Origin of the sequence: Nonomuraea candida, assembly GCF_000725485.1 — a bacterium.
In the GTDB taxonomy this organism is placed as follows: domain Bacteria; phylum Actinomycetota; class Actinomycetes; order Streptosporangiales; family Streptosporangiaceae; genus Nonomuraea; species Nonomuraea candida.
Genome location: NZ_JOAG01000012.1, coordinates 49,253 through 69,902, shown reverse-complemented (window position 1 = coordinate 69,902; position 20,650 = coordinate 49,253). Strand labels below are relative to the sequence as shown.

Sequence of the window (20,650 nt, the reverse complement as noted above, 5' to 3'; positions counted from 1 at the left end):
CGGCCATGGTGACGCGCCCGCCCGCTGACCGCGCTCACTGAGGCGGCGCGAACCCGCCCGGGGTCGCCTTCGGCGGCTCCGGCGCGGGTGCGGCCGGCGGACCCGGCTGCGGGTGCGCGACCGGCGGCGGCGCGTACGGCCCAGGCTGAGGCGGTGGCGGCGCGTACGGTCCGGGCTGAGGCGGTCCCGGCTGGGGCGGCGGTGGCGCGTACGGTCCAGGGTGAGGCGGCCCCGGCTGGGGCGGCGCCATCCCGTACGGTCCCGCCTGCGGCTGGGCCGTCGGGGGCGGGGCCATCGCGTGAGGTCCTTGCGGGGGCGCGGCGCCCATGCGCCGGGCGAAGCGCTCCTGCTCCCGCCGCCGGCGCTCGGCCAGGACGGCGCTCAGGTAGGCGTGCGCCGGCACCCCCGCCGGAGCCGCCGGCGAGACGAAGGCCGCCACCTGGGTCGCGATCCGCGCCCCCATCTCGTGCTGCACCTGGGGCGACAGGTCGTGCCAGCGCGACAGGTACTGGCGGGCGGCCTGCGACACCTCGTCGGGCAGCTGGGAGAGCTCCAGCGTGGCCGCCCAGGCCGCGAGCTGCGGCGGCATCGCGATGAACTGCCCCGAGTCGCGCGGCGCCCGGTCGGAGATCACGATGGTGCCCGCGAACACGTCGCCGATCCGCTTGCCCCGCTGCGAGACCAGCGACGCGATCAGCGCCGGCGCCCCCGAGAGCAGCCAGAACTCCAGCACCCCGGCCAGCCCCCGGAACAGCGCCTGCCTGAACCGCTCGGGGCTGCCGTCGTCGCTGACCACCCGCAGCCCGAGCGCCAGCTTGCCGAGGGTGCGCCCCCTGGTCAGGGTCTCGCAGATCACCGGATAGCCGACCAGCGTCAGTACCACCAGCACGATCATGACGGCGGCGAACATGGCGGGGTCGGTGACGGCCGCGAACGCTCCTAAGAGCGCGTAGGCCGCGAGCAGCACGGTGAACTGCACGGCCATGTCGATGATGATCGCCAGGGCCCTGGTGGGCATCTGCGCCACCCGCACCTCGACGACGACGGCGTCGCCGGTCACAACCTCTGACATATGTGGAGCCTAACGGCTATGCGCAGGTGATTGAGCGGCCAGAATGTTCGGGTGGACATCGATGCGTTCGTCACGGCACACCGCCCCGTATGGGACCGGCTCGACCACCTCGTCAAGCACCGCTCGTCACTGACGGGCACCGAGGTGGACGAGCTGGTGGAGCTGTATCAGCGGGTGGCCACGCATCTGTCCATCGTCCGCTCGTCGTCCCGGGACCCGATGCTGGTCGGGCGGCTGTCGGCGCTGGTGGCCCGGGCCAGGTCGGCGGTCACGGGCGCGCACACCCCGGCCTGGCGGGAGCTGACGCGCTTCTTCACGGTGTCGTTCCCGGTGGTGGCCTACCGGGCGCGGTGGTGGTGGCTGGCGAGCGCGCTGGCGTTCCTGGTGGTCGGGTGGGTGATGGGCGCGTGGGTGGCGGCCAACCCCGACGTGCAGGCGGCGATCGCGACCCCCGACGAGATCACCCAGCTCGTCAACGAGGATTTCGCCGACTACTACTCGGAGAACCCGGCCGCCTCCTTCGCCAGCCGCGTGTGGATCAACAACGCGTGGGTCTCGGCCCAGATGATCATGTACGCGGCGCTGCTCGGGCTGCCGATCCCGTACCTGCTCTACGTCAACGCCGAGAACGTCGCCGTCTCCGGCGGCCTGATGGCCTCCCGCGACAAGCTGGACATCTTCTTCGGGCTGATCCTGCCGCACGGCCTGCTGGAGCTGACCGCCGTCTTCCTGGCGGCGGCCGTGGGCATGCGCCTGGGCTGGACGGTCATCGACCCCGGCCCGCGCCGGCGGGTGGAGGCGCTGGCCGAGCAGGGCCGGGCGGTGATGAGCGTGGCCATGGGGCTGGTCGTGGTGCTGTTCGTGTCGGGGCTCATCGAGGCGTTCGTGACGCCGTCGGGGCTGCCGACGTGGGCGCGCGTGGGCATCGGCGTGCTGGCCGAGGCGGCCTTCCTCGCGTACGTGATCGCCTTCGGCCGGCGCGCCACGCGCCGGAACGAGACCGGCGACATCGAACGCGCCCCCGACGTCGCCCCCACCGCCTGAGCCCCTGAGCCCCTGAGCCGCCCTGAGCGGCTCCTGCCGCGAAGGGGCCGCAGTCATCAAAGAGCCAGGCCGGCAAAGAGCGGGGCCGCCAAAGAGCGGGGCCGCCAAAGAGCGGGGCCGCCAAAGAGCGGGGCCGGGCGCCTCAGAGCCGGCCGGCGGCCTTCAGTGCCAGGTACGCGTCCGCCAGCGCCGGCGCGATGTCCTCCGGCGGCGCGTCCACGACCTCCACCCCGTGCCGCCGCAGCCGGGCCGTGATGCGCCTGCGCCCGAGCTGCGCCTGCTCGGCCGCCGCCGCGTCGTAGACCTCCTCGGCCGTCGCCCGCCGCCCCGCCATGGCGGCCACCGACGGGTCGGACACCCCGGCCACCAGCACCAGGTGCCGCGCCGACAACTGCGGCAGCACCGGCATCAGGCCCTCGTCCATGGCGGCCGGGTTGAGGTCGGTGAGCAGCACGACGAGGCAGCGCCGCTTGGCCCGCGACAGCACGGCGGCCACCATGCCCTGCGCGTCGGCCTCGATCAGCTCCGCCTCGATCGGCGCCATGGCGTTGACCATCGACGACAGCAGCTCGGTGCGGGAGGCCCCGCCCACCCAGGCGCGCACGGCCCGGTCGTAGGCCAGGAAGTCCACCTGGTCGCCCGCCCTGGCGGCCAGCGCGGCCAGCAGCAGCGCCGCGTCCATCGACCAGTCCAGGCGCGGCCAGCCCGGCGCGGGCCGGGGGTCGGGCCGGACGAGCAGGCCGCCGCCGTTGGCCTCGGCCCCGGCGAGCTGGATCGGCGCGGCGCCCACCCGCCCGGCCGAGGTGCGGCCGGTGTCGAGCACGATCAGCACGCGGCGGTCGCGCTCCGGCCGCCAGGTGCGCACGACCACGTCGTTGCGGCGCGCGGTGGCCCGCCAGTCGATGGAGCGCACGTCGTCGCCGACCACGTACTCGCGCAGCGAGTCGAACTCGGTGCCCTGCCCGCGCACCAGCGCCGGATGCCGCCCGTCGAGCTCGCGCAGCCTGGCCAGCCGGGAGGGCAGGTGCTTGCGCGACAGGAACGGCGGCAGCACCCGCACCGTCCACGGGGCCCGGTGATTGCCCTGGCGCGCGGCCAGGCCCAGCGGGCCGACCGAGCGGACGGTGACCGCCGTCGAGGTGCGGTCGCCCCGCCGGGTCGGGGTGAGCGTCAGGGTGATCCTGCGGCGCTCCCCGGCCGGCACGTTCAGCTCGGCGACCCGGGGGTGCGCGCCGGCGGAGGGTTGCCAGGCGTCCCTGAGCAGGCCACGTACGCGCCTGCCGCTGGGGTTCTCGACCACCAGCTCCACCGTGGCGCGCTGCCCGAGCCGCACCAGCGTGTCGCCGGAGCGGTGGAAGCGCAGCGGGCGCACCGGCCCGGCGAAGACCAGGTCCACCACGATCCCGGCGGCCAGGAGCAGGCAGACCCCGGCCAGCGCGGCCCCGGGCCGCGGCGCGACCAGCACCACCACGATGCCGATCGCCGCGACCAGCCCGGCACGTCCCGTCAGAGCCATCGGCCCCTCACGCTTCCCGCCGCGCCCGACCGGCGCCCCGTCACGACGGCCGTGCCGCCCGTGCCGCCCGTGCCGCCCGTGCCGCCCGCCCGCCGGCGCCGCACCACGATCCCGGTGCTCTTCGTCGCGGTCATCAGCGCGGGACCGGGACCGAGGACAGGATGCCGTCGAGCAGGCCGTCGGCGGTCGCGCCCTCCAGCTCCGCCTCCGGCCGGAGCTGGATGCGGTGCCGCAGCGCGGGCCTGGCCAGCGCCTTCACGTCGTCGGGCGTGACGTACGGGCGCCCGGACAGCCACGCCCACGCCCGCGAGGCGGCGAGCAGCGCCGTGGCGCCGCGCGGGGACACGCCGAGCTGCAGCGAGGGGGAGTTCCGGGTGGCGCGGGCCACGTCCACGATGTATCCGAGCACCTCGGGCGCCACGTGCACCTGCGCGACCGCCTCCCGCCCCGCCGCGAGGTCCCCGGCCGTGGCGACGGGCTTGATCTCGGACAGGTCGCGGGGGTCGAAGCCGCGCGCGTGCCGGTCGAGCACCGAGATCTCCTGCTCGCGCGGCGGCAGCGGCACGGTCAGCTTGAGCTGGAACCGGTCGAGCTGGGCCTCGGGGAGCTGGTAGGTGCCTTCGTACTCGACGGGGTTCTGCGTCGCGCACACCACGAACGGGTCGGGCAGCTCCCTCGCCGCGCCCTCCACGCTGACCTGCCGCTCCTCCATCGCCTCCAGCAGCGCCGCCTGCGTCTTCGGCGGCGTACGGTTGATCTCGTCGGCGAGCAGCAGGTTCGTGAAGATCGGCCCCTCGCGGAACTCGAACTCCGCGGTCTTCGCGTCGTAGATCAACGACCCGGTGACGTCGCCCGGCATCAGGTCGGGCGTGAACTGCACCCGCTTGAAGTCCAGCGCCAGCGCCGCCGCCAGCGTGCGCACCATCAGCGTCTTGGCCACGCCCGGCACGCCTTCCAGCAGCACGTGCCCCCGGCACAGCAGCGCGATGACCAGCCCCGTCACCACCGCGTCCTGCCCGACCACGGCCTTGGACACCTCGGCGCGCAGTGCGCCCAGCGCCTCCCTGGCCGCGTCGCCCGCGCCCGTCGCCGCGCGGTAGGTCTCATCAAAGTTCACTGATCTGCCTCTCCATGAAGTCCAGATGTCCGGCCAGCGCGACGAGTCCCCCGTCGTCGGCCGGTGGCGGGCCGTACAGTGCGGCGTCCACCGACTGCGACTCCTGCCCGGTACGGGCCGCGAGCGCCGCCACGACCTCGTGCCGCCCCGCCCCGGGGCCGAGCCCCAGCCGGGGCGTGAGCCGGTCGATCGTGCCCGCGCGCAGCGCGTCGGCCGCGCGTTCCCTGGCCCGCCTGGCCCGGTAGAGCCGGCCGCGCCCCTCGACGGTCTCGGAGGCCCTGACGATGACCGGCAGCCTCTCCGCCACCACCGGGCCCAGCCGCCTGCCGCGCCAGAACGCGGTCACGGCCAGGGCGACGATCGCCATGTAGACGGCCCAGCGGATGCTGCCGGGCATCAGCTCGTACATCGACCTGCCCGACTCCCCGGGCAGGTCGGCGGCGGGCGGGGTCTGCGGGCGCACCAGCCAGGTGACGGGCCTGCCCGTGCCGATGAGGTTGAGCGCGAGCGCCGCGTTGCCGTCCTCGGCCAGGCGCTGGTTGGTCATGAAGGAGCCGTCGCCGACCGCCGTGACGACGCCGGTCTCCGTCCGGTAGGTGACCAGGGCGTGCCCGTCGCCCGCCGGGTAGCAGCCGGTCGCGCCCGGCGGCCCCGTCAGCGCCAGGCCGCCCATGTACGCGCTGCCGGCGGCCCTGGCGGCGGGCAGCCCGCACTCGGGCTCGCGGGAGCGGGTGCGGGCTCCCGGCTCGATGTCCACCTCGCCGGCCAGGGCCTCGATGCCGAAGAAGTCACCGACGACCAGGCGGTCGCCGGGGATCGCGGCCAGGCCGTCGGTGTCGAGGTAGGCGGTGTCGGTGACCAGCAGCAGCCGGTCGCCCGCGGCCGATTTCGCGGCGGCGGCCTGGACGGAGTCGACCCGCTCGACGGTGACGCCCCGGTCGCGCAGCAGCTCGGCCAGCGCCCTGGCGCCCACCAGGGAGGTGTCGGCGGGGTCGAGGGCGCGGGCCGGCTTGCCGCCGGAGCCGAGCAGCACGCCCAGCACGGCGATGAGCACGACGATGACGCCCAGGAGCACGATCATCCGGCTGGACCGCCAGGCGGAGCGGGCGGTGGGGGAAGTGGAGAAGGACTCCCCGGCGCCCCCGCCCGGCCGCGCGAGCACGCTCATGCCCGGCCTCCGCTCGCGGCGGCCGCGAGGCGGGCCGCAGGCGTTGCCACACTCATGTCCGGCCTCCGTTCGCGGTGGCCGTGTGGCGGGCCGCGGGTGTCGTCACGCTCATGCCCGGCCTCCCTCGGTGGCGCCCGTCAGGGGGACGGGGCGGGTCTGGCGCAGGCGTTCGTCGAGGGAGGCCATCGTCTCGTATGCCTGCCGGGTCCCCGTCACCCCGCCGTACGTCACGTCGTCGAACGAGCGGGCGGCCGCCGCCAGTTCCCCGGCGAACGCCGGCAGCGACACCGCGGCCTCGGCGGCCAGCTCGTCGGCCGTGCGCCCCGGCATGCCGTCCACGAGCGCGCGTTCCTCCAGGTCGCGGGCGATGGCCCGGAGCCGCTCCTGGACGGCCTGGGTCCACCGGCCCTCGGCGGCCAGCCGCTCGGCCGCCTGCCGGTGCTCGGCCGCGGTCATCGCGCGCTCGCCGAACAGGCCGCCGGGCGCGAGCGCGTTCTCGCGGGCGGTCTTGCGCAGCCGCCACACGATCAGCGCGATCACCCCGAGGATGATCAGCGTGATGAGCACGGCCGCGATGACGCCGCCCGCCGTGCCGCCCCCGGTGGTGGTGTCGATGAGGTCGCCGAGGAACTGCATGACCCGGCGGTAGATCTGGTCGAGCAGGGATTCCTTGTCGTAGGCGGGATCGAGGAGCTCCTCCGCGGCCTTGCGCGCGGCCTCCTCCCTGTCGATCGGGCTCACGACCTGGCGGAGTTGGACGGGTGCCACAGCTCGTCGGCCGAGGCGTGCACCCAGCCCTGGCGCTGCTGCTCGATCGCGGCCGTCTGCAGCACGAGGTCGAAGGCCTCGCCGCGCATGCGGCGGTCGGCGTAGAGCAGGCCGGCGACGCCGGCCTCGAACGGATAGGTGATCATCGCGCCCAGCGTGGCGCCCACCGTGATCAGCACGGCCGCCACGACGGTCGTGGCGATCGTGTCCGCGCCCAGCATGCCGAAGAGCGTGCCGGCCAGCGTGAACGGCACCGTCAGGATGCTGGAGACGAGGCCGACGAGGACGGACGTGAGCAGCAGGATGCCGAACACCCGCCAGAAGTCGCCGGTCACCAGGTTCCACGAGCGGCGCATGGCGTCGACCGGGCCCCGGCCCTCCAGCACCACGGCGGCGGAGGCGAAGGCGAAGCGGGTCCTGAAGAACAGGTAGTAGGCGATGTAGGCGATGATGAACAGGATCGTCAGCCCGGCGATCCAGCCCAGGTCGGAGCGCGTGGCGTTCATCGAGACGGCCACCAGGAGCAGCACGAAGACGACCATCGGCACGAGCATGATGACGGCCATCAGCCCCACCACGCCGAACAACGCCGGCACCCGGCCCTTGACGAGCCGCCAGGCCTCGCCCGCCGAGATGGTGCCGCCGAAGACGGCCCGGCCGAGTATGCGGGTCAGCACGCCGGTCAGCAGGGTGACGACGACGAACTGGATCGCCATGGAGATCAGGGTGCCGCCGTACTGGCCGAGCAGGCCGTACAGGCTGTTGAGCTCGCTCTCGGCGGAGAGGACCGCGTCGGGGTCGGTGTAGAGGTCGCCCATGGAGTTGAGCAGGAACGTCTGGCCCACCGCCAGCGGGACGGCGGCCAGCAGCGCGGCCACGGCCGACAGGCCGAGCACGGCCTTGGGGTTGGACCGGATCAGCTTGATCGTGCCGTCGAGGATGTCGCCGAGGCCCAGCGGGCGCAGCGGGATGATGCCCGGCCGCAGCGCCGGCGGATGCGGCTGGTAACCGTAGGGGGGCTGGTGCTGCGGCGGGGGCTGGTGCGGCGGATAGGGTGCGGGGGCCGGGGGCCCGTAGGGTGGCTGCTGGTGCGGGGGCTGCTGCGGGGGCGGTCCGTAAGACTGCCCGTAGGGCACCTGCTGCTCGGGTTGCCCGGCGCCGGGCGCGGTCCACGGGGAGGCCGGCGGGGCGCTGTAGGGCGGGGGCTGTTCGGCCGACCAGCCTGATGGCGTCTCGGGCGTGGGACCGTGACCGTCTGACATATCCCAATCCTGGCACGCTGTGCGGGGCATTGGTGTCACAGAGCGGATTCGCCGCCTCATCTTGCCCGCATTCCCCAGCGAATCCGGGCAAGCTTCCCGTCCAGGGATGGCCGAAAGTCGCCTTGTTACCGCAGACTGAGATTGCGATCGCGGGGGCGGACCTAAAATTCGCCTTTTGCCGGGCTCAAGTCACACTCATGGGCCGACCAAGGGTAACCTTCAGCGATCGTGCGGGTATGTCCCACAATGCGTAGAACGAATGAGGGGCCATGAAAGGTCGCGTGCTGGTCGTCGACGACGACGCCGCTCTCGCCGAGATGCTGGGGATCGTGCTGCGAGGGGAAGGCTTCGAGCCGTCATTTGTCTCCGATGGCGACAAGGCCCTCGACGCGTTCCGGGATACACGCCCGGACCTGGTGCTGCTCGACCTGATGCTGCCGGGAGCCGACGGCATCGACGTCGCGCGCAGGATCAGGGCTGAGTCGGGGGTTCCGATCGTCATGCTCACGGCCAAGAGCGACACGATCGACGTCGTGCTCGGTCTGGAGTCGGGCGCGGACGACTACATCGTCAAGCCGTTCAAGCCGAAGGAACTGGTCGCCAGGGTGCGCGCGCGGCTGCGCCGTACCGACGAGCCGACCCCCGAGATCCTGCAGATCGGCGACATCACCATCGACGTGGCCGGCCACTCGGTCAAGCGCGGCGAGGAGACCATCAACCTCACGCCGCTGGAGTTCGACCTGCTGGTGGCGCTGGCCCGCAAGCCGCGCCAGGTCTTCACCCGCGAGGTCCTGCTGGAGCAGGTGTGGGGCTACCGGCACGCCGCCGACACGCGGCTGGTCAACGTCCACGTGCAGCGGCTCAGGGCCAAGATCGAGAAGGACCCCGAGCACCCCGAGATCGTCGTCACGGTCCGCGGCGTGGGCTACAAAGCCGGCCCCGCCTGACCTCCGCTCCCCCCGCCATGCCCCCGACCAAGAAGAGATCCCGCAGACGGGCGCTCCGCCGGATCCTCGGCGGAGCGCGCCGCCGGCTGCTCCGCGCGGCGGGCAGGATCCGCAGCGTCTGGCGGCGCTCGCTGCAGCTCCAGGTGGTCACCAGCACGCTGGTGATCTCGGTGATCGTGGTCGTGGTGCTGGGGACCTTCCTGTTCGGCGAGATCAACAGGTCGGTGGTGAGCAGCAGCCAGCAGGTCGCCAACAGCGACGCGTTCGCCGACCGGCTGCAGATCGCCGACGCGCTGTCCCCGGAGACCGATGATCCGGCCAAGAGCGCGGAAAGCGGCAAGAAGGGCACGGGCACCCTGCTCGACGAGGTGATGGAGGCCATCACCGGGTCGGGCGAGAACGGCTCGGGCAAGCGCTACGAGGTGCTGGTGCTCAACCTGACGACCCCGGGCCAGTCCCGGGCGTCGGGCCGGGTGGTGCCCGCCAACGTGCCGACGCAGCTACGGCTCAACCTGCAGCGCAGCATCCGCGACTCCAAGTGGGACAAGCCGGTCGGCACCATCCAGCGGATCAGGTTCCCCGGTGACGCCCGGGCGACGCTGACGTACGTGGTCGGCGGCGTCGTCCACCTGAACACCTTCGACCAGAACTACGAGGTCTACCACTTCTTCCCCTTCGACGAGGAAGAGGAGCTGCTGCTCAACGTCCGGCTGGCCATCGTCGTGGTGGGCCTCGGGCTCGTGCTGCTGCTGGCCGCCATCGCGTACCTGGTCGCCCGCCAGGTCGTCACCCCCGTGCGCCTGGCGCGCCAGGCCGCCGAGCGGCTCGCCTCCGGCAAGCTGGACGAACGGCTCAAGGTGCGCGGCGAGGACGACCTGGCCCGGCTGGCGAACTCGTTCAACGAGATGGCCGCCAACCTCGCGCTCAAGATCCACCAGCTCGAAGAGCTCTCCCAGGTCCAGCGGCAGTTCGTCTCCGACGTCTCCCACGAGCTGCGCACGCCGCTGACCACCGTGCGCATGGCCGCCGACCTGCTCTACGACGCCCGCGAGGACTTCGAGCCGATGGCCGCCCGCTCGGCCGAGCTCATGCAGGCCCAGCTCGAACGGTTCGAGTCGATGCTGGCCGACCTGCTGGAGATCAGCCGCTACGACGCCGGCGCCGCCACCCTCGACCTCGACTCCGTCGATCTGCGCGACGTGGTGCTGCGCGCCATCGGCGACTCCGAGGCGCTGGCCGAGCGCCACTCCACCCGCTTCGAGCTGCGGCTGCCCAACGAGCCCTGCATGGCCGAGGTCGACAACCGGCGGGTCGAGCGGATCCTGCGCAACCTGCTGTTCAACGCCATCGAGCACGGAGAGGGCAGGGACATCGTGGTCACCCTCGCGGCCGACAGGGACGCGGTGGCCGTCGCCGTGCGCGACCACGGGATCGGGCTCAAGGCCGGCGAGGACACCATGGTCTTCGACCGGTTCTGGCGCGCCGACCCGTCGCGGGCCAGGACCATCGGCGGCACCGGGCTCGGCCTGGCGATCTCCCGCGAGGACGCCACGCTGCACGGCGGCTGGCTGCAGGCGTGGGGGCAGCCCGGCGAGGGGTCGCAGTTCAGGCTGACGCTGCCCAGGACGGCCGGGGCCGACCTGAAGGGCTCGCCGCTGTCGCTGGTGCCGCCCGAGATCGAGATGCGGCGCACCTGGCGTACGGCGATGACGCCCGTGCTGCTGCCGGCCTCCGGAGACGGAGCGGGCCATGACGATGACTAGCGCGACCGGCGCGAAGCCGCCGGCCGTGGGCGGGTTCCGGCTGCGGCGGCCGGCCGTCGCGAGGAGCCGGGTGCGGCGGCCGGCTGTCGGGCGGAGCCGGGTGCGGCGGCTGGCCACGGCCGCCGCGATCGCGGCCGCCGTGGTGCTCGGCGGCTCCGGCTGCACCGTGATCGCCCCGGGCGGCCCGTTCACCGTGAACGACGAAGGGGGCGGCGACCCGCTCACCAAGCCGTTCCAGCGCATGATCGCCATCGGCCCGCAGCGGAGCTGGGGCCCGGAGGAGACGATCAGGGGGCTGCAGGCCGCCATGGCCGCCTACCCCGACGACCCGACGGTCATGAAGGCGTACCTGACGCCCGAGGCGTGGTCGAAGTGGAACGCCGAGGGGCCGGTGACGGTCATCGAGAACGCCTACGACGTGGTGGTGCCGCCCCTGGACGAGACCTCGGAGACCGTGACCAAGGTCAGCATCAAGGGCCGCTGGGTGGCGCGGATCAACGAGGACGACTCGTACACGCCGACGGCCGGGGAGTGGGACCGCGAGTTCGAGCTGCTCAAGAACCCCCAGGGCGGCGGCTACCGGGTCAGCGCCCTGCCGCCCGGCCTGGTGCTCACCGACGCGGACGTGCAGCGCGCGTACCGGCCGACGAACCTCTACTACCTCAACCGCACCCTGCCCGACACGCCGGTCGTCGACCGGGTGCGGCTGCGGCTGAAGACCACGGAGACGTTCGCGCAGACCGTGCTCGAACGCCTGCTCCAGCCGCCCACCGAGGCCCTGCGGGGCGCGGTGACCACGAGCTTCCCGTCCGGCACCGAGCTGCGGTCGATCAGCTCGGGCGAGGACCGCGTGGTGATCGACCTCTCGGGGCCGCTCGACCTGCGCGACCTGAGCACCGAGGCCGCGCTCCGGGCCCAGATCCGGTACAGCCTCAACCAGAACGAGGTCGCCAACGGGCGCATCATCGAGATCCAGGTGAACGGCGAGTCGTACTCCATCGACCGGCCCAACTCCGAGGACACCTGGCTGGAGGAGGGCGGCGACACCGCCTACTACATCCACCGGGGCGCGCTCCACTACCTGGGCAAGGACGGCCCGGTGGGCGCGGTGGCCGGCGCGGCGGGGGAGCCGCGCGAGGGCTACGGCGACTTCGCCGTCTCCCGGGGCGGCACGCCGCTCGTCGCGGCGAAGACCTCGACCGGCATCTCCGTGGTGGGGATCGCGCAGGACGCCACCTGGCAGGAGGTCATCAAGGGGAGCGAGCTGACGGCGCCCTCCTGGCACCTGGACGGCTCTTTGTGGACGTACGACACCGGGAGGTCCGCCCTGCTGCGCTACGACCCCGGCAGCGGGCGGGAGGCCGAGGTGATCTTGTCGCCCAAGCTGGACGGGCTCGACGTCACCCGGCTGCGCATCGCCAGGGACGGCGTCAGGGTGGCGGTGATCACCGGGGAGAACACCGTCCAGATCGGCGCGCTGACCGGCGAGGGCACGCGGCGCACGCTGGGCAACCTGCAGATGCTGACCACGACCGCGGTGGGCGACAAGATCATCGACATCGCGTGGCGCGACGACGAGCACCTGCTCGTGCTGGTCAAGGGCAAGGCCGGGCAGCTGCTCAACGAGATCAACGTGGGCGACGGGGAGACGACCGGGGTGCCGCTGCAGGATCGGCTGGAGTCGATGGCCGCGCTGGAGGACCGGGTGCTGGCCGAGGTCAAGACGGCCGATGGCGGGGTCAAGATCATTGAGCTGAGCCAGGACCAGCAGACCTGGACCCCCAGACTCGAATCCAACGGCGGCACCCCCCTGTTCCCCCTGGGCTGAACCCGCCCGGCTTCCGGCGGAACTGTCGGTGGCGGCGGGCATGGTGGGGTGCGTGCTCGGCGCCGTACTGGATCTGGTCCTTCCACCCTCCTGCGCGGGCTGTGGCGCCAAGGGGGCGTCGTGCTGCCCGCGCTGCTTCGCCGCCCTGACCGCCCGGCCGGCCAGGCGCGTCCCCACGCCCGCCCCGCCCGGCCTGCCCGACTGCTGGTCCGCCGCCCCCTACGAGGGCGCGGTGCGCCGGACGATCGTGGCCTACAAGGAGCGCGGCATGGTGACGCTGGCCGGGGCGCTGGCGGAGGCGATCGCGCGTACGGCCCTGGCCGCCATCGCCCACGTGGAGGGGCCGGGGCGTTCCGAGGGACGGGGGCGTTCCGGGGAGAGGGGGCGTTCCGAGAGGTGGGAGCGCTCTGAGGGGGCCGGGTGGGCGGCGGGTGGGGCGTTCGCCGTGGTGCCGGTGCCCAGCGCGCGGCGGAGTGTGCGGGGCCGGGGGCACGATCACGTCGGCAGGCTGGCGGAGCTGGTGGCCGGGCGGCTGCGGGCGTCCGGGCTGGCGGGCGCGACGGTGTGGGCGGCGCTGGGTCAAGCCCGGCGGATCACCGACCAGGCGGGCCTGAGCTGCACAGAGAGGGGCTCCAACGTGGCGGGGTCGCTGAGGGTCGTGGCGGCCGCGAAAGGCCCTCCAGTGGCCTTTGCGCTGCTCGTGGACGACATCGTCACGACCGGCGCCACCCTCGCGGAGGCCGCCAGGGCGCTGCGCGCGGAGGGGGTGGCGGCGCCTCTGGCCGTGACGGCAGGCGCGACACGCCGAAGATCTTGAAATCCGTTTGGTGACGGTGAGTAAAGAAAGATCCAAATCGTGACTCTAACCTGGAGGTCACATGTCACTTCCTCTGCTACGGCGGGACCGCTGCTCAGCGGACGGGACCCCCGCCCTCATAAGGGTTGCCGATCGGTTAAACGGGGCATCGGAAGGCGCTTTCCGGCCTGCTGCACATCACGGACGGTGATCCTTTGGGCGACCCGCAAGCTGACATTCGTGCAGGATGCGGATAGCGTTCCTACATGGCACCCGTTCGGGTCCGTGGTTGCGCAGGGTCGGGGTCCCCGGCTCTGCTAGCCGATGCCAGCCGCAGGCAAAACGGTCCACGTAAGGCGACTCTTTGTCGACCGATCACGGTGCGGCTTAGGGGTAAGTCCTGCCTTCCCGGGGGTCCAGATGTCCCCCGTCAGGAGAGAAGGGCAGTAGTGGCAACAGAGCTGCGAAACCCTCAGCAGGCGGATGTGGGGTCGAAGACCAGGTCGGCCGGGCGGGTGCCTTCCGAGTTCCCGGTGACGCCGAGTCGGAAGAGGGTAACGGTGACAGAAGGGCAGCCAGAAGACCCCGTCCGACGTGCACTTTGTCGGGCGCTCTTGCTCAGTCGTTAGACCGAAGGGGGGCTGTTGCATGGACATCATCGTCAAGGGCCGGCACACAGGAGTGAGTGATCGGTTCCGCGACCACGTGACGACCAAGCTGGCCAGGATCGAACGTCTGGACAACAAACTCATCCGAGTCGATGTGGAGGTGTCGAAGGAACGCAATCCGCGCCTCGCAGGACAGCGGGAGCGCGTCGAGCTCACCATTCACTCGCGAGGGCCGGCCATCCGCGCCGAGGCCTCGGCCGACGACCGATTCGCAGCTCTCGACCTGGCCCTCGACAAGCTGGAAGGCCGCCTCAGGCGGCTGTCCGACCGGCGCAAGGTCCATCACGGCAACCACTGCCCGCCCTCGGTGGCGGAGATCACCGCAACCCTTCCCGACGCGGCCGACCTCGCGCCGCGCACGCAGCCGGCCGTCCCCGAACAGGCCGAACCCGACGAGGACGAGCTGCAGCAGAAGAGCGACCAGCTCTACGACGACATCGTCCCGATCGAGATGGACGGCGACGGGCCGCTCATCGTCCGGGAGAAGTTCCACCGAGCGGAACCCATGACCATCGACCAGGCCCTGCTCGAGATGGAGCTGGTCGGGCACGACTTCTACCTGTTCCGTGACAAGGAGAGCGGCCAGCCGTGCGTCGTCTACAACCGGCGCGGCTACAACTACGGCGTGCTACGGCTCGTAGAGCCCTGATCGCGCGCTAAAAGATCTTCTCGACCACCCCGAGAGCCGCCGGTACGTGCCATCATGGCGGTTCGACGGCTCTGGCCCCCCGACGAGGAGGAGACGTGAGCGAGCTCAGTCAGGCAGAGATGAGCGAGCGAAGCGAGGCAACGGCAGGCGCGAGGCGGATCGTCGCGAGGCGGATCAAGGAGGCCTTGTGACCGAGTCTGGCGAGGCCCGCGCTCAGGCGAGCGAGCCGATCCGCGTGCTGATCGTCGACGATCACGAGCTGATCAGGAGGAGCCTGGCGCTGGCGCTGGCTGCCGAGCCCGACATCGAGGTGGTCGGTGAGGCGAGCGACGGGCAGGAGGCGGTCGAACTGGCCGATCGCCTCATGCCCGACGTCGCGCTCATGGACGTGCGCATGCCCCGGCAGGACGGGATCGAGGCGACGAAGGGCATCAAGGCCTCCGTGCCCAGCACCCGCATCATCATGCTGACGGTGAGCGACGAGGAAGAGGACCTCTTCGAGGCCATCAAGGCGGGAGCCACCGGCTACCTGCTCAAGGACGTGCAGATCAATGACGTCCCCGCGGCGGTGCGCGGCGTGCACGAAGGCCAGTCGCTGATCAACCCGGCGATGGCGGCCAAGCTCATCAGCGAGTTCGCCAACATGAGCCGCAAGGAGGCCGAACGCCCGCCCCAGCTCCCCGTCCCCCGTCTGACCGACCGGGAGATGGAGGTCCTGCGGCTGGTCGCCAAGGGCATGAACAACCGGGAGATCGCCAAGCAGCTGTTCATCTCCGAGAACACCGTGAAGAACCACGTCCGCAACATCCTCGACAAGCTGCAGCTGCACTCGCGGATGGAGGCCGTGGTCTACGCCGTGCGGGAGCGCATGCTGGAGATCACCTGAGCCACCCGGCACCCCAGCCCCCGACGCGGCGCTCGGAGAGCCTCACGAGCCGGGAGCTCTGACGGTCCGAGCCCCGGAAGACCGGAGCGCGGACCCGTGATGCCCTGAGAGCCGCGGGCCCGAGTGCCCGGGCCCGTGGTGAAACCCTGAGAGCCCTGAGAGCCGCGGGCCCGAGAGGCGAGGTCCGTGAAGCTCTGAGAGCCGCGGGCCCGAGAGCCCGGGGCTCACGAGGCCCGGGAGCGCCTCATGCAGGGGCGGAGCGCGGGGCGTTCAGGATGGGGAGCAGCTCCGGTGGGTCGGCGCGGTCGACGCGTACGGAGTCGCAGCCCACCCATTCGGCCGCCGACCACAGCGCGTCGCTCAGCGCGTCGGCCCATTTGGCGGGGGAGAGCCCGGGCTCCAGGCTGAGCTGCCTGGCCACCAGCGTGGAGCCCTCGCGGGCCGGGTCGACGCGCCCGATCAGCCGCCCCCCGGCCAGCACCGGCATCGTGAAGTAGCCGTGCACGCGCTTGTGCTTGGGGACGTAGAGCTCCAGCGTGTACGTGAAGCCGAACACCCGCTCCGTGCGCCCCCGGTGCCAGATGAGCGAGTCGAACGGCGACACCAGCGTCGTGCGGTGGCGCCCGCGCGGCTCCGACTCCAGGGCCGCCGGGTCGGCCCACGCGTTGGCCTGGCCCTTCCTGCCCGCCCAGCCCGAGACGGTGACGGGCACCAGGCCCGCCGCGCCGCTGAGCAGGACCTCGTCGAGGATGGCGGCGTAGTGGCCCTTCAGGCGCAGGAAGTCGATGAGGTCGGTGCGGTTGGCCACGCCGAGGGAACGGCCCGCGATGGCCGCCAGGCGCACGACGCACTCCTCGTCGGACAGGTCGTCGGCCAGCAGGTCGGCGGGGACCACGCGCTCGGCCAGGTCGTAGACGCGGCGCCAGCCGACGCGGCGGCTGCAGACCAGCTCGCCGATGTCGAGCAGCCACTCCAGGCCGATCTTGGAATCGGACCAGTCCCACCAGGGGCCGCCGTTCTTGGCGCCGCCCACGTCGGACGTCGTCAGCGGGCCCGACTCGCGGACCTGGTCGAGCAGCTTCTCCACGCCGTCGGGCACCTCGTGCCAGCGGTAGCGCCGGTTGCGGAAGGCCCGGCGGCGGAACGAGTAGAGCGGCCAGTGCTCGATGGGCAGGATGCAGGCGGCGTGGCACCAGTATTCGAAGCTCTGGGCGGGGTCGTGCCAGTAGGCGCGCTCGATCTTGGCACGGCCCACCGCGCCCAGGCGGGCGTAGGCGACCAGCTCGTGGGAGCGGGCCAGCACCGAGATCGTGTCGAGCTGCACGGCGCCCAGCCTGCGCAGCATCGCGTGCACCCCGCCCTTGCGCGCGTCGGCGCCGATGAACCCCTGTGAACGCAGGATGACCCGGCGCGCCTCGTCGGCCGTCAGGTCGGTCGCACCGGTCATGCCCGAGACTCCATATGGCGATGCATGCGAGCAATCTAGTCGCGGGGACCGACAAAACGGGACGCGCGGGCGGACGCAGGGAAAGGGAGGCGATGAGGCGGAGTCGCGATGGCGGCCGGCCCCGGGGGTGCAAGGGGGCCGGGGTGGAATCGCGATGGGCGGCGGTCCCGAGGAAGCAAGGGAACCGGCGGTGGAATCGCGTCAGCGGCGGCCGCGGGGTGGAACGGGGTGGGGCTGGAATGGCGGGGGGGGGGGGGGCCCCGGGGGGGGGGGCCGCGGGGGGGGGGGGGGGGGCGGGGGGGGGAAAGGGGGGGGGGCTGGAGGGGCGGCGGCGGGCGGCCCGGGGGGGGGCCCCCCGCCGGTGAGGCCAGAGTCAGCGGTGATCTTCAGCGCGCATGCCGACACGCGGCGCGTCGATCACGACGTCCGTGAAGATGTCGAAGACGAGGGCGAGGACACCGCCGACGACGAAGACCCCGGCGCCGATCCAGACGAGCGTCCAGTTGGCAGCCGTCAGCCCGAAGCCGGCCACGATGGTTCCCACCAGCATCACCGTCACCGCGAGCCACGAAGAGGCCCGCCCGCCGTGGCTGCCGAGATTCTCCGTATGCTCTGACTTCTTCCCCTCAACCATGGCTAATCCTTCCTTTGCCGGTTATCGCGCTATCGGTGCGAGCCGGCTCTCAACCGGCATACCCTCTGCCTTGACCCATTCTCCCAGACAGGTTCTGCGCCCTCGTCGTCACGGTGGCTGTGTCTGGTTGCGGAACCGCCTACGATGGCAAGCGGGGAAGTTTGTCTCGGCCTCTCCTCCTGGCGGCGCCGCCGGGGAAGACCTGCGAGGAGCTTTACATAAAGTGGCAGCCATTCTCGACAAGATCCTACGTGCCGGCGAAGGCAAGATCCTGCGCAAGCTCAGGCGGATCGCAGACCAGGTCAACTCCATCGAGGACGACTTCACGAGCCTGTCCGACGCGGAGTTGCGTGCGCTGACGGAGGAGTTCAAGCAGCGCCATGCCGACGGCGAATCCCTCGACGATCTGCTTCCCGAGGCGTTCGCGACCGTGCGCGAGGCGGCCCGCCGCGTGCTCGGCCAGCGGCCCTACGACGTGCAGATCATGGGCGGCGCCAACCTTCATCTGGGCAACATCTCCGAGATGAAGACCGGTGAGGGCAAGACGCTGACCTGCACCCTGCCGTCCTACCTCAACGCGATCGCGGGCAAGGGCGTCCACGTCATCACGGTCAACGACTACCTGGCCAAGCGTGACGCCGAGACCATGGGGCGGGTGCACCGCTTCCTCGGCCTCGAGGTCGGCTGCATCGTGTCGGGCCAGCAGCCCGACGAGCGCCGCAAGCAGTACGAAGCCGACATCACCTACGGCACCAACAACGAGTTCGGCTTCGACTACCTGCGCGACAACATGGCGTGGTCGCTCGACGAGTGCGTGCAGCGCGGTCACTTCTTCGCCATCGTCGACGAGGTCGACTCGATCCTCATCGACGAGGCCCGCACGCCGCTGATCATCTCCGGCCCCGGCGAGCAGTCGGGCAAGTGGTACACCGAGTTCGCCAAGATCGTGCCCCGCCTGCGCAGGGGCGTCGAGGCGAAGAACCCGGGCGAGGAGAGCACCGGCGACTACATCGTCGACGAGAAGAAGCGCACGGTCGGCATCCTGGAGTCCGGCGTCGAGAAGGTCGAGGACTGGCTCGGCATCGACAACCTCTACAAGCCCGAGCACACCCACCTCGTCGGCTTCCTGAACAACGCGCTCAAGGCCAAGGAGCTGTTCAAGAAGGACAAGGACTACATCGTCGCCGACGGCGAGGTCCTGATCGTCGACGAGTTCACCGGCCGCATCCTGCACGGCCGCCGCTACAACGAGGGCATGCACCAGGCCATCGAGGCCAAAGAGGGCGTGAAGATCAAGGACGAGAACCAGACTCTCGCCACGGTCACCCTGCAGAACTACTTCCGCCTCTACAAGAAGCTGGCCGGCATGACCGGCACGGCGACCACCGAGGCCAACGAGTTCCACCAGACCTACAAGCTCGGCGTCGTCCCGATCCCGACCAACCGGCCGATGATCCGCAAGGACCAGCCCGACGTGGTCTACAAGACCGAGGACGCCAAGTTCGACGCGGTGGTCGAGGACATCAAGCAGCGCTACGAGGCCGGCCAGCCGGTGCTCGTCGGCACCACCTCGGTGGAGAAGTCGGAGCGGCTGTCCAAGGCGCTCAAGCGGCGCGGCGTGCCGCACGAGGTGCTCAACGCGAAGAACCACGCGCGTGAGGCGTCGATCATCGCCGAGGCCGGCCGCAAGGGCGCCGTCACCGTCGCCACCAACATGGCCGGTCGAGGCACCGACATCATGCTCGGCGGCAACTCCGAGTTCCGCGCCGACCTGGAGCTGCGCCAGCGCGGCCTCGACCCGGTCGAGACGCCGGAGGAATACGAGAAGGCCTACCCCGAGGCGCTGGAGAAGGCCAGGGCCGCGGTCAAGGCCGAGCACGACGAGGTCACCGAGCTGGGCGGCCTCTACGTCCTGGGCACCGAGCGGCACGAGTCGCGCCGCATCGACAATCAGCTGCGCGGTCGTTCCGGCCGTCAGGGCGACCCCGGCGAGTCGCGCTTCTACCTGTCGCTCGGCGACGACCTGATGCGCCTGTTCAACTCGGCCAGGGTCGAGATGATCATGACCAGGCTGCAGATCCCCGACGACCAGCCGATCGAGTCCGGCATCGTCTCCAAGGCCATCGCCTCCGCCCAGCACCAGGTCGAGCAGCAGAACTTCGAGATCCGCAAGGAAGTTCTGAAGTACGACGAGGTCATGGACCGCCAGCGCAAGGTCATCTACGCCGAGCGCCTGCGCGTCCTGGAGGGCGCCGACCTGCACGAGCAGGTGCGCGGCTTCATCGGCGAGGTGATCGACGGCTACGTCCAGGGCGCCACCTCCGAGGGCTTCGCCGAGGAGTGGGACCTCGAGAAGCTGTGGAAGGCGTTCGGGGAGCTCTACCCGATCTCCATCACGATCGACAACCTCGTCGAGGAGGCCGGCGGCCGCGAGGAACTGAGCGCCGAGCTGATCAGCGAGAAGGTCAAGGCCGACGCGCTGGCCGCCTACGACCGGCGCGAGGAGGAGTTCGGCGCGGAGACCATGCGCGACCTGGAGCGTCGCGTGATCCTCTCGGTGCTCGACCGCAAGTGGCGCGAGCACCTCTACGAGATGGACTACCTGCGCGAGGGCATCGGCATGCGGGCCTACGCGCAGAAGGACCCGAAGATCGAATACGCCCGCGAGGGCTTCGAGATGTTCACCGCGATGCTCGAGGGCATCAAGGAGGACTCCGTCGGCTTCCTGTTCAACCTCGAGGTGGAGGTGCAGGAAAATCCGATCGTCGCGGAAGAGGACGCCGCGATCGCGGAGACGCGCTCGATCATCGCGCGCGGCCTGCGCGGCCCCGAGCGTCCCGCCGAGCTCGAATACTCCGCTCCCGGTGAGCAGGGCGAGGTCGAGCACGTGAAGGTCCGCACCACCCAGGCGGAGCGGGCGGCATACGGCAACGTCGAGCGCAACGCGCCCTGCCCGTGTGGCTCGGGCAAGAAGTACAAGCGCTGCCACGGAGACCCGAAGAACGCCGCCTGATCGTTCCCACGCTCCCCGAGACCCCCACCTCCCGTTCCATGGAGGTGGGGGTCTTTCATGTGGTGTGCGGGT

Annotated in this window: 16 protein-coding genes; 8 read left to right on the top strand and 8 right to left on the bottom strand. The window is 71.5% G+C overall.

All coding sequences use genetic code 11. The annotated features are described in order from the left end of the window. Positions 1-34: 34 nt before the first annotated feature. Positions 35-1,072, bottom strand: a complete 1,038-nt coding sequence (locus IO39_RS12295) for an RDD family protein (protein ID WP_043620640.1) — start codon at positions 1,070-1,072, stop codon at positions 35-37. A gap of 51 nt (positions 1,073-1,123) precedes the next feature. Between IO39_RS12295 and IO39_RS12290 the strand changes: the two genes are divergently transcribed. After that, positions 1,124-2,116, top strand: coding sequence for a stage II sporulation protein M (locus IO39_RS12290; protein WP_043620636.1), 993 nt, complete (start codon positions 1,124-1,126; stop codon positions 2,114-2,116). A gap of 142 nt (positions 2,117-2,258) precedes the next feature. Here IO39_RS12290 and IO39_RS12285 read toward each other — a convergent pair whose 3' ends face one another. The 5 genes from IO39_RS12285 to IO39_RS12265 all read right to left on the bottom strand — a co-directional run bounded on the left by IO39_RS12285 (position 2,259) and on the right by IO39_RS12265 (position 7,947). Then, positions 2,259-3,632, bottom strand: coding sequence for a DUF58 domain-containing protein (locus IO39_RS12285; RefSeq protein WP_043620633.1), 1,374 nt, complete (start codon positions 3,630-3,632; stop codon positions 2,259-2,261). Positions 3,633-3,765: 133 nt separating this feature from the next. Next, positions 3,766-4,749, bottom strand: a complete 984-nt coding sequence (locus IO39_RS12280) for an AAA family ATPase (RefSeq protein WP_043620629.1) — start codon at positions 4,747-4,749, stop codon at positions 3,766-3,768. Beyond that, positions 4,739-5,917 (bottom strand): DUF4350 domain-containing protein, encoded by a 1,179-nt coding sequence (locus IO39_RS12275; RefSeq protein ID WP_043620626.1) that lies wholly within the window; start codon positions 5,915-5,917, stop codon positions 4,739-4,741. The genes IO39_RS12280 and IO39_RS12275 overlap by 11 nt, the downstream gene beginning before the upstream one ends. A gap of 108 nt (positions 5,918-6,025) precedes the next feature. Next, positions 6,026-6,658: a DUF4129 domain-containing protein gene (locus tag IO39_RS12270; protein ID WP_052422800.1), complete on the bottom strand. Its 633-nt coding sequence runs from the start codon at positions 6,656-6,658 to the stop codon at positions 6,026-6,028. Further along, complete coding sequence (locus tag IO39_RS12265; protein WP_245641930.1) at positions 6,655-7,947, bottom strand: DUF7847 domain-containing protein; 1,293 nt, start codon at positions 7,945-7,947, stop codon at positions 6,655-6,657. The genes IO39_RS12270 and IO39_RS12265 overlap by 4 nt, the downstream gene beginning before the upstream one ends. A gap of 269 nt (positions 7,948-8,216) precedes the next feature. Between IO39_RS12265 and mtrA the strand changes: the two genes are divergently transcribed. The 6 genes from mtrA (at position 8,217) to IO39_RS12235 (ending at position 15,484) form a co-directional block, all read left to right on the top strand. After that, complete coding sequence (mtrA, locus tag IO39_RS12260) at positions 8,217-8,894, top strand: MtrAB system response regulator MtrA (protein ID WP_043620615.1); 678 nt, start codon at positions 8,217-8,219, stop codon at positions 8,892-8,894. 17 nt (positions 8,895-8,911) lie between these two features. Then, entirely contained in the window at positions 8,912-10,657 is a 1,746-nt protein-coding gene (gene mtrB / locus IO39_RS12255) for an MtrAB system histidine kinase MtrB (protein WP_043620612.1), read from the top strand. Continuing rightward, positions 10,644-12,485, top strand: coding sequence for an LpqB family beta-propeller domain-containing protein (locus IO39_RS12250; protein WP_157548236.1), 1,842 nt, complete (start codon positions 10,644-10,646; stop codon positions 12,483-12,485). The genes mtrB and IO39_RS12250 overlap by 14 nt, the downstream gene beginning before the upstream one ends. Before the next feature lie 52 nt (positions 12,486-12,537). Beyond that, positions 12,538-13,302 (top strand): ComF family protein, encoded by a 765-nt coding sequence (locus IO39_RS12245; RefSeq protein ID WP_063765263.1) that lies wholly within the window; start codon positions 12,538-12,540, stop codon positions 13,300-13,302. 627 nt (positions 13,303-13,929) lie between these two features. After that, the gene (gene hpf / locus IO39_RS12240) at positions 13,930-14,598 is read left to right on the top strand and encodes a ribosome hibernation-promoting factor, HPF/YfiA family (RefSeq protein ID WP_043620605.1); all 669 of its coding nucleotides are present in this window, start codon (positions 13,930-13,932) and stop codon (positions 14,596-14,598) included. Between the two features lie 187 nt (positions 14,599-14,785). After that, complete coding sequence (locus IO39_RS12235; protein ID WP_043620599.1) at positions 14,786-15,484, top strand: response regulator; 699 nt, start codon at positions 14,786-14,788, stop codon at positions 15,482-15,484. 244 nt (positions 15,485-15,728) lie between these two features. Here IO39_RS12235 and IO39_RS12230 read toward each other — a convergent pair whose 3' ends face one another. Together IO39_RS12230 and IO39_RS12225 are read right to left on the bottom strand one after the other, a co-directional pair. Beyond that, positions 15,729-16,931 (bottom strand): winged helix-turn-helix domain-containing protein, encoded by a 1,203-nt coding sequence (locus tag IO39_RS12230; protein ID WP_043620596.1) that lies wholly within the window; start codon positions 16,929-16,931, stop codon positions 15,729-15,731. Between the two features lie 373 nt (positions 16,932-17,304). Further along, positions 17,305-17,565 (bottom strand): HGxxPAAW family protein, encoded by a 261-nt coding sequence (locus tag IO39_RS12225; protein WP_043620593.1) that lies wholly within the window; start codon positions 17,563-17,565, stop codon positions 17,305-17,307. A 223-nt stretch (positions 17,566-17,788) separates the two neighbouring features. On the opposite strand from IO39_RS12225, the gene secA reads away from it, so the two are divergent. After that, positions 17,789-20,578 (top strand): preprotein translocase subunit SecA, encoded by a 2,790-nt coding sequence (secA, locus tag IO39_RS12220; RefSeq protein ID WP_043620590.1) that lies wholly within the window; start codon positions 17,789-17,791, stop codon positions 20,576-20,578. Positions 20,579-20,650: the final 72 nt, after the last annotated feature.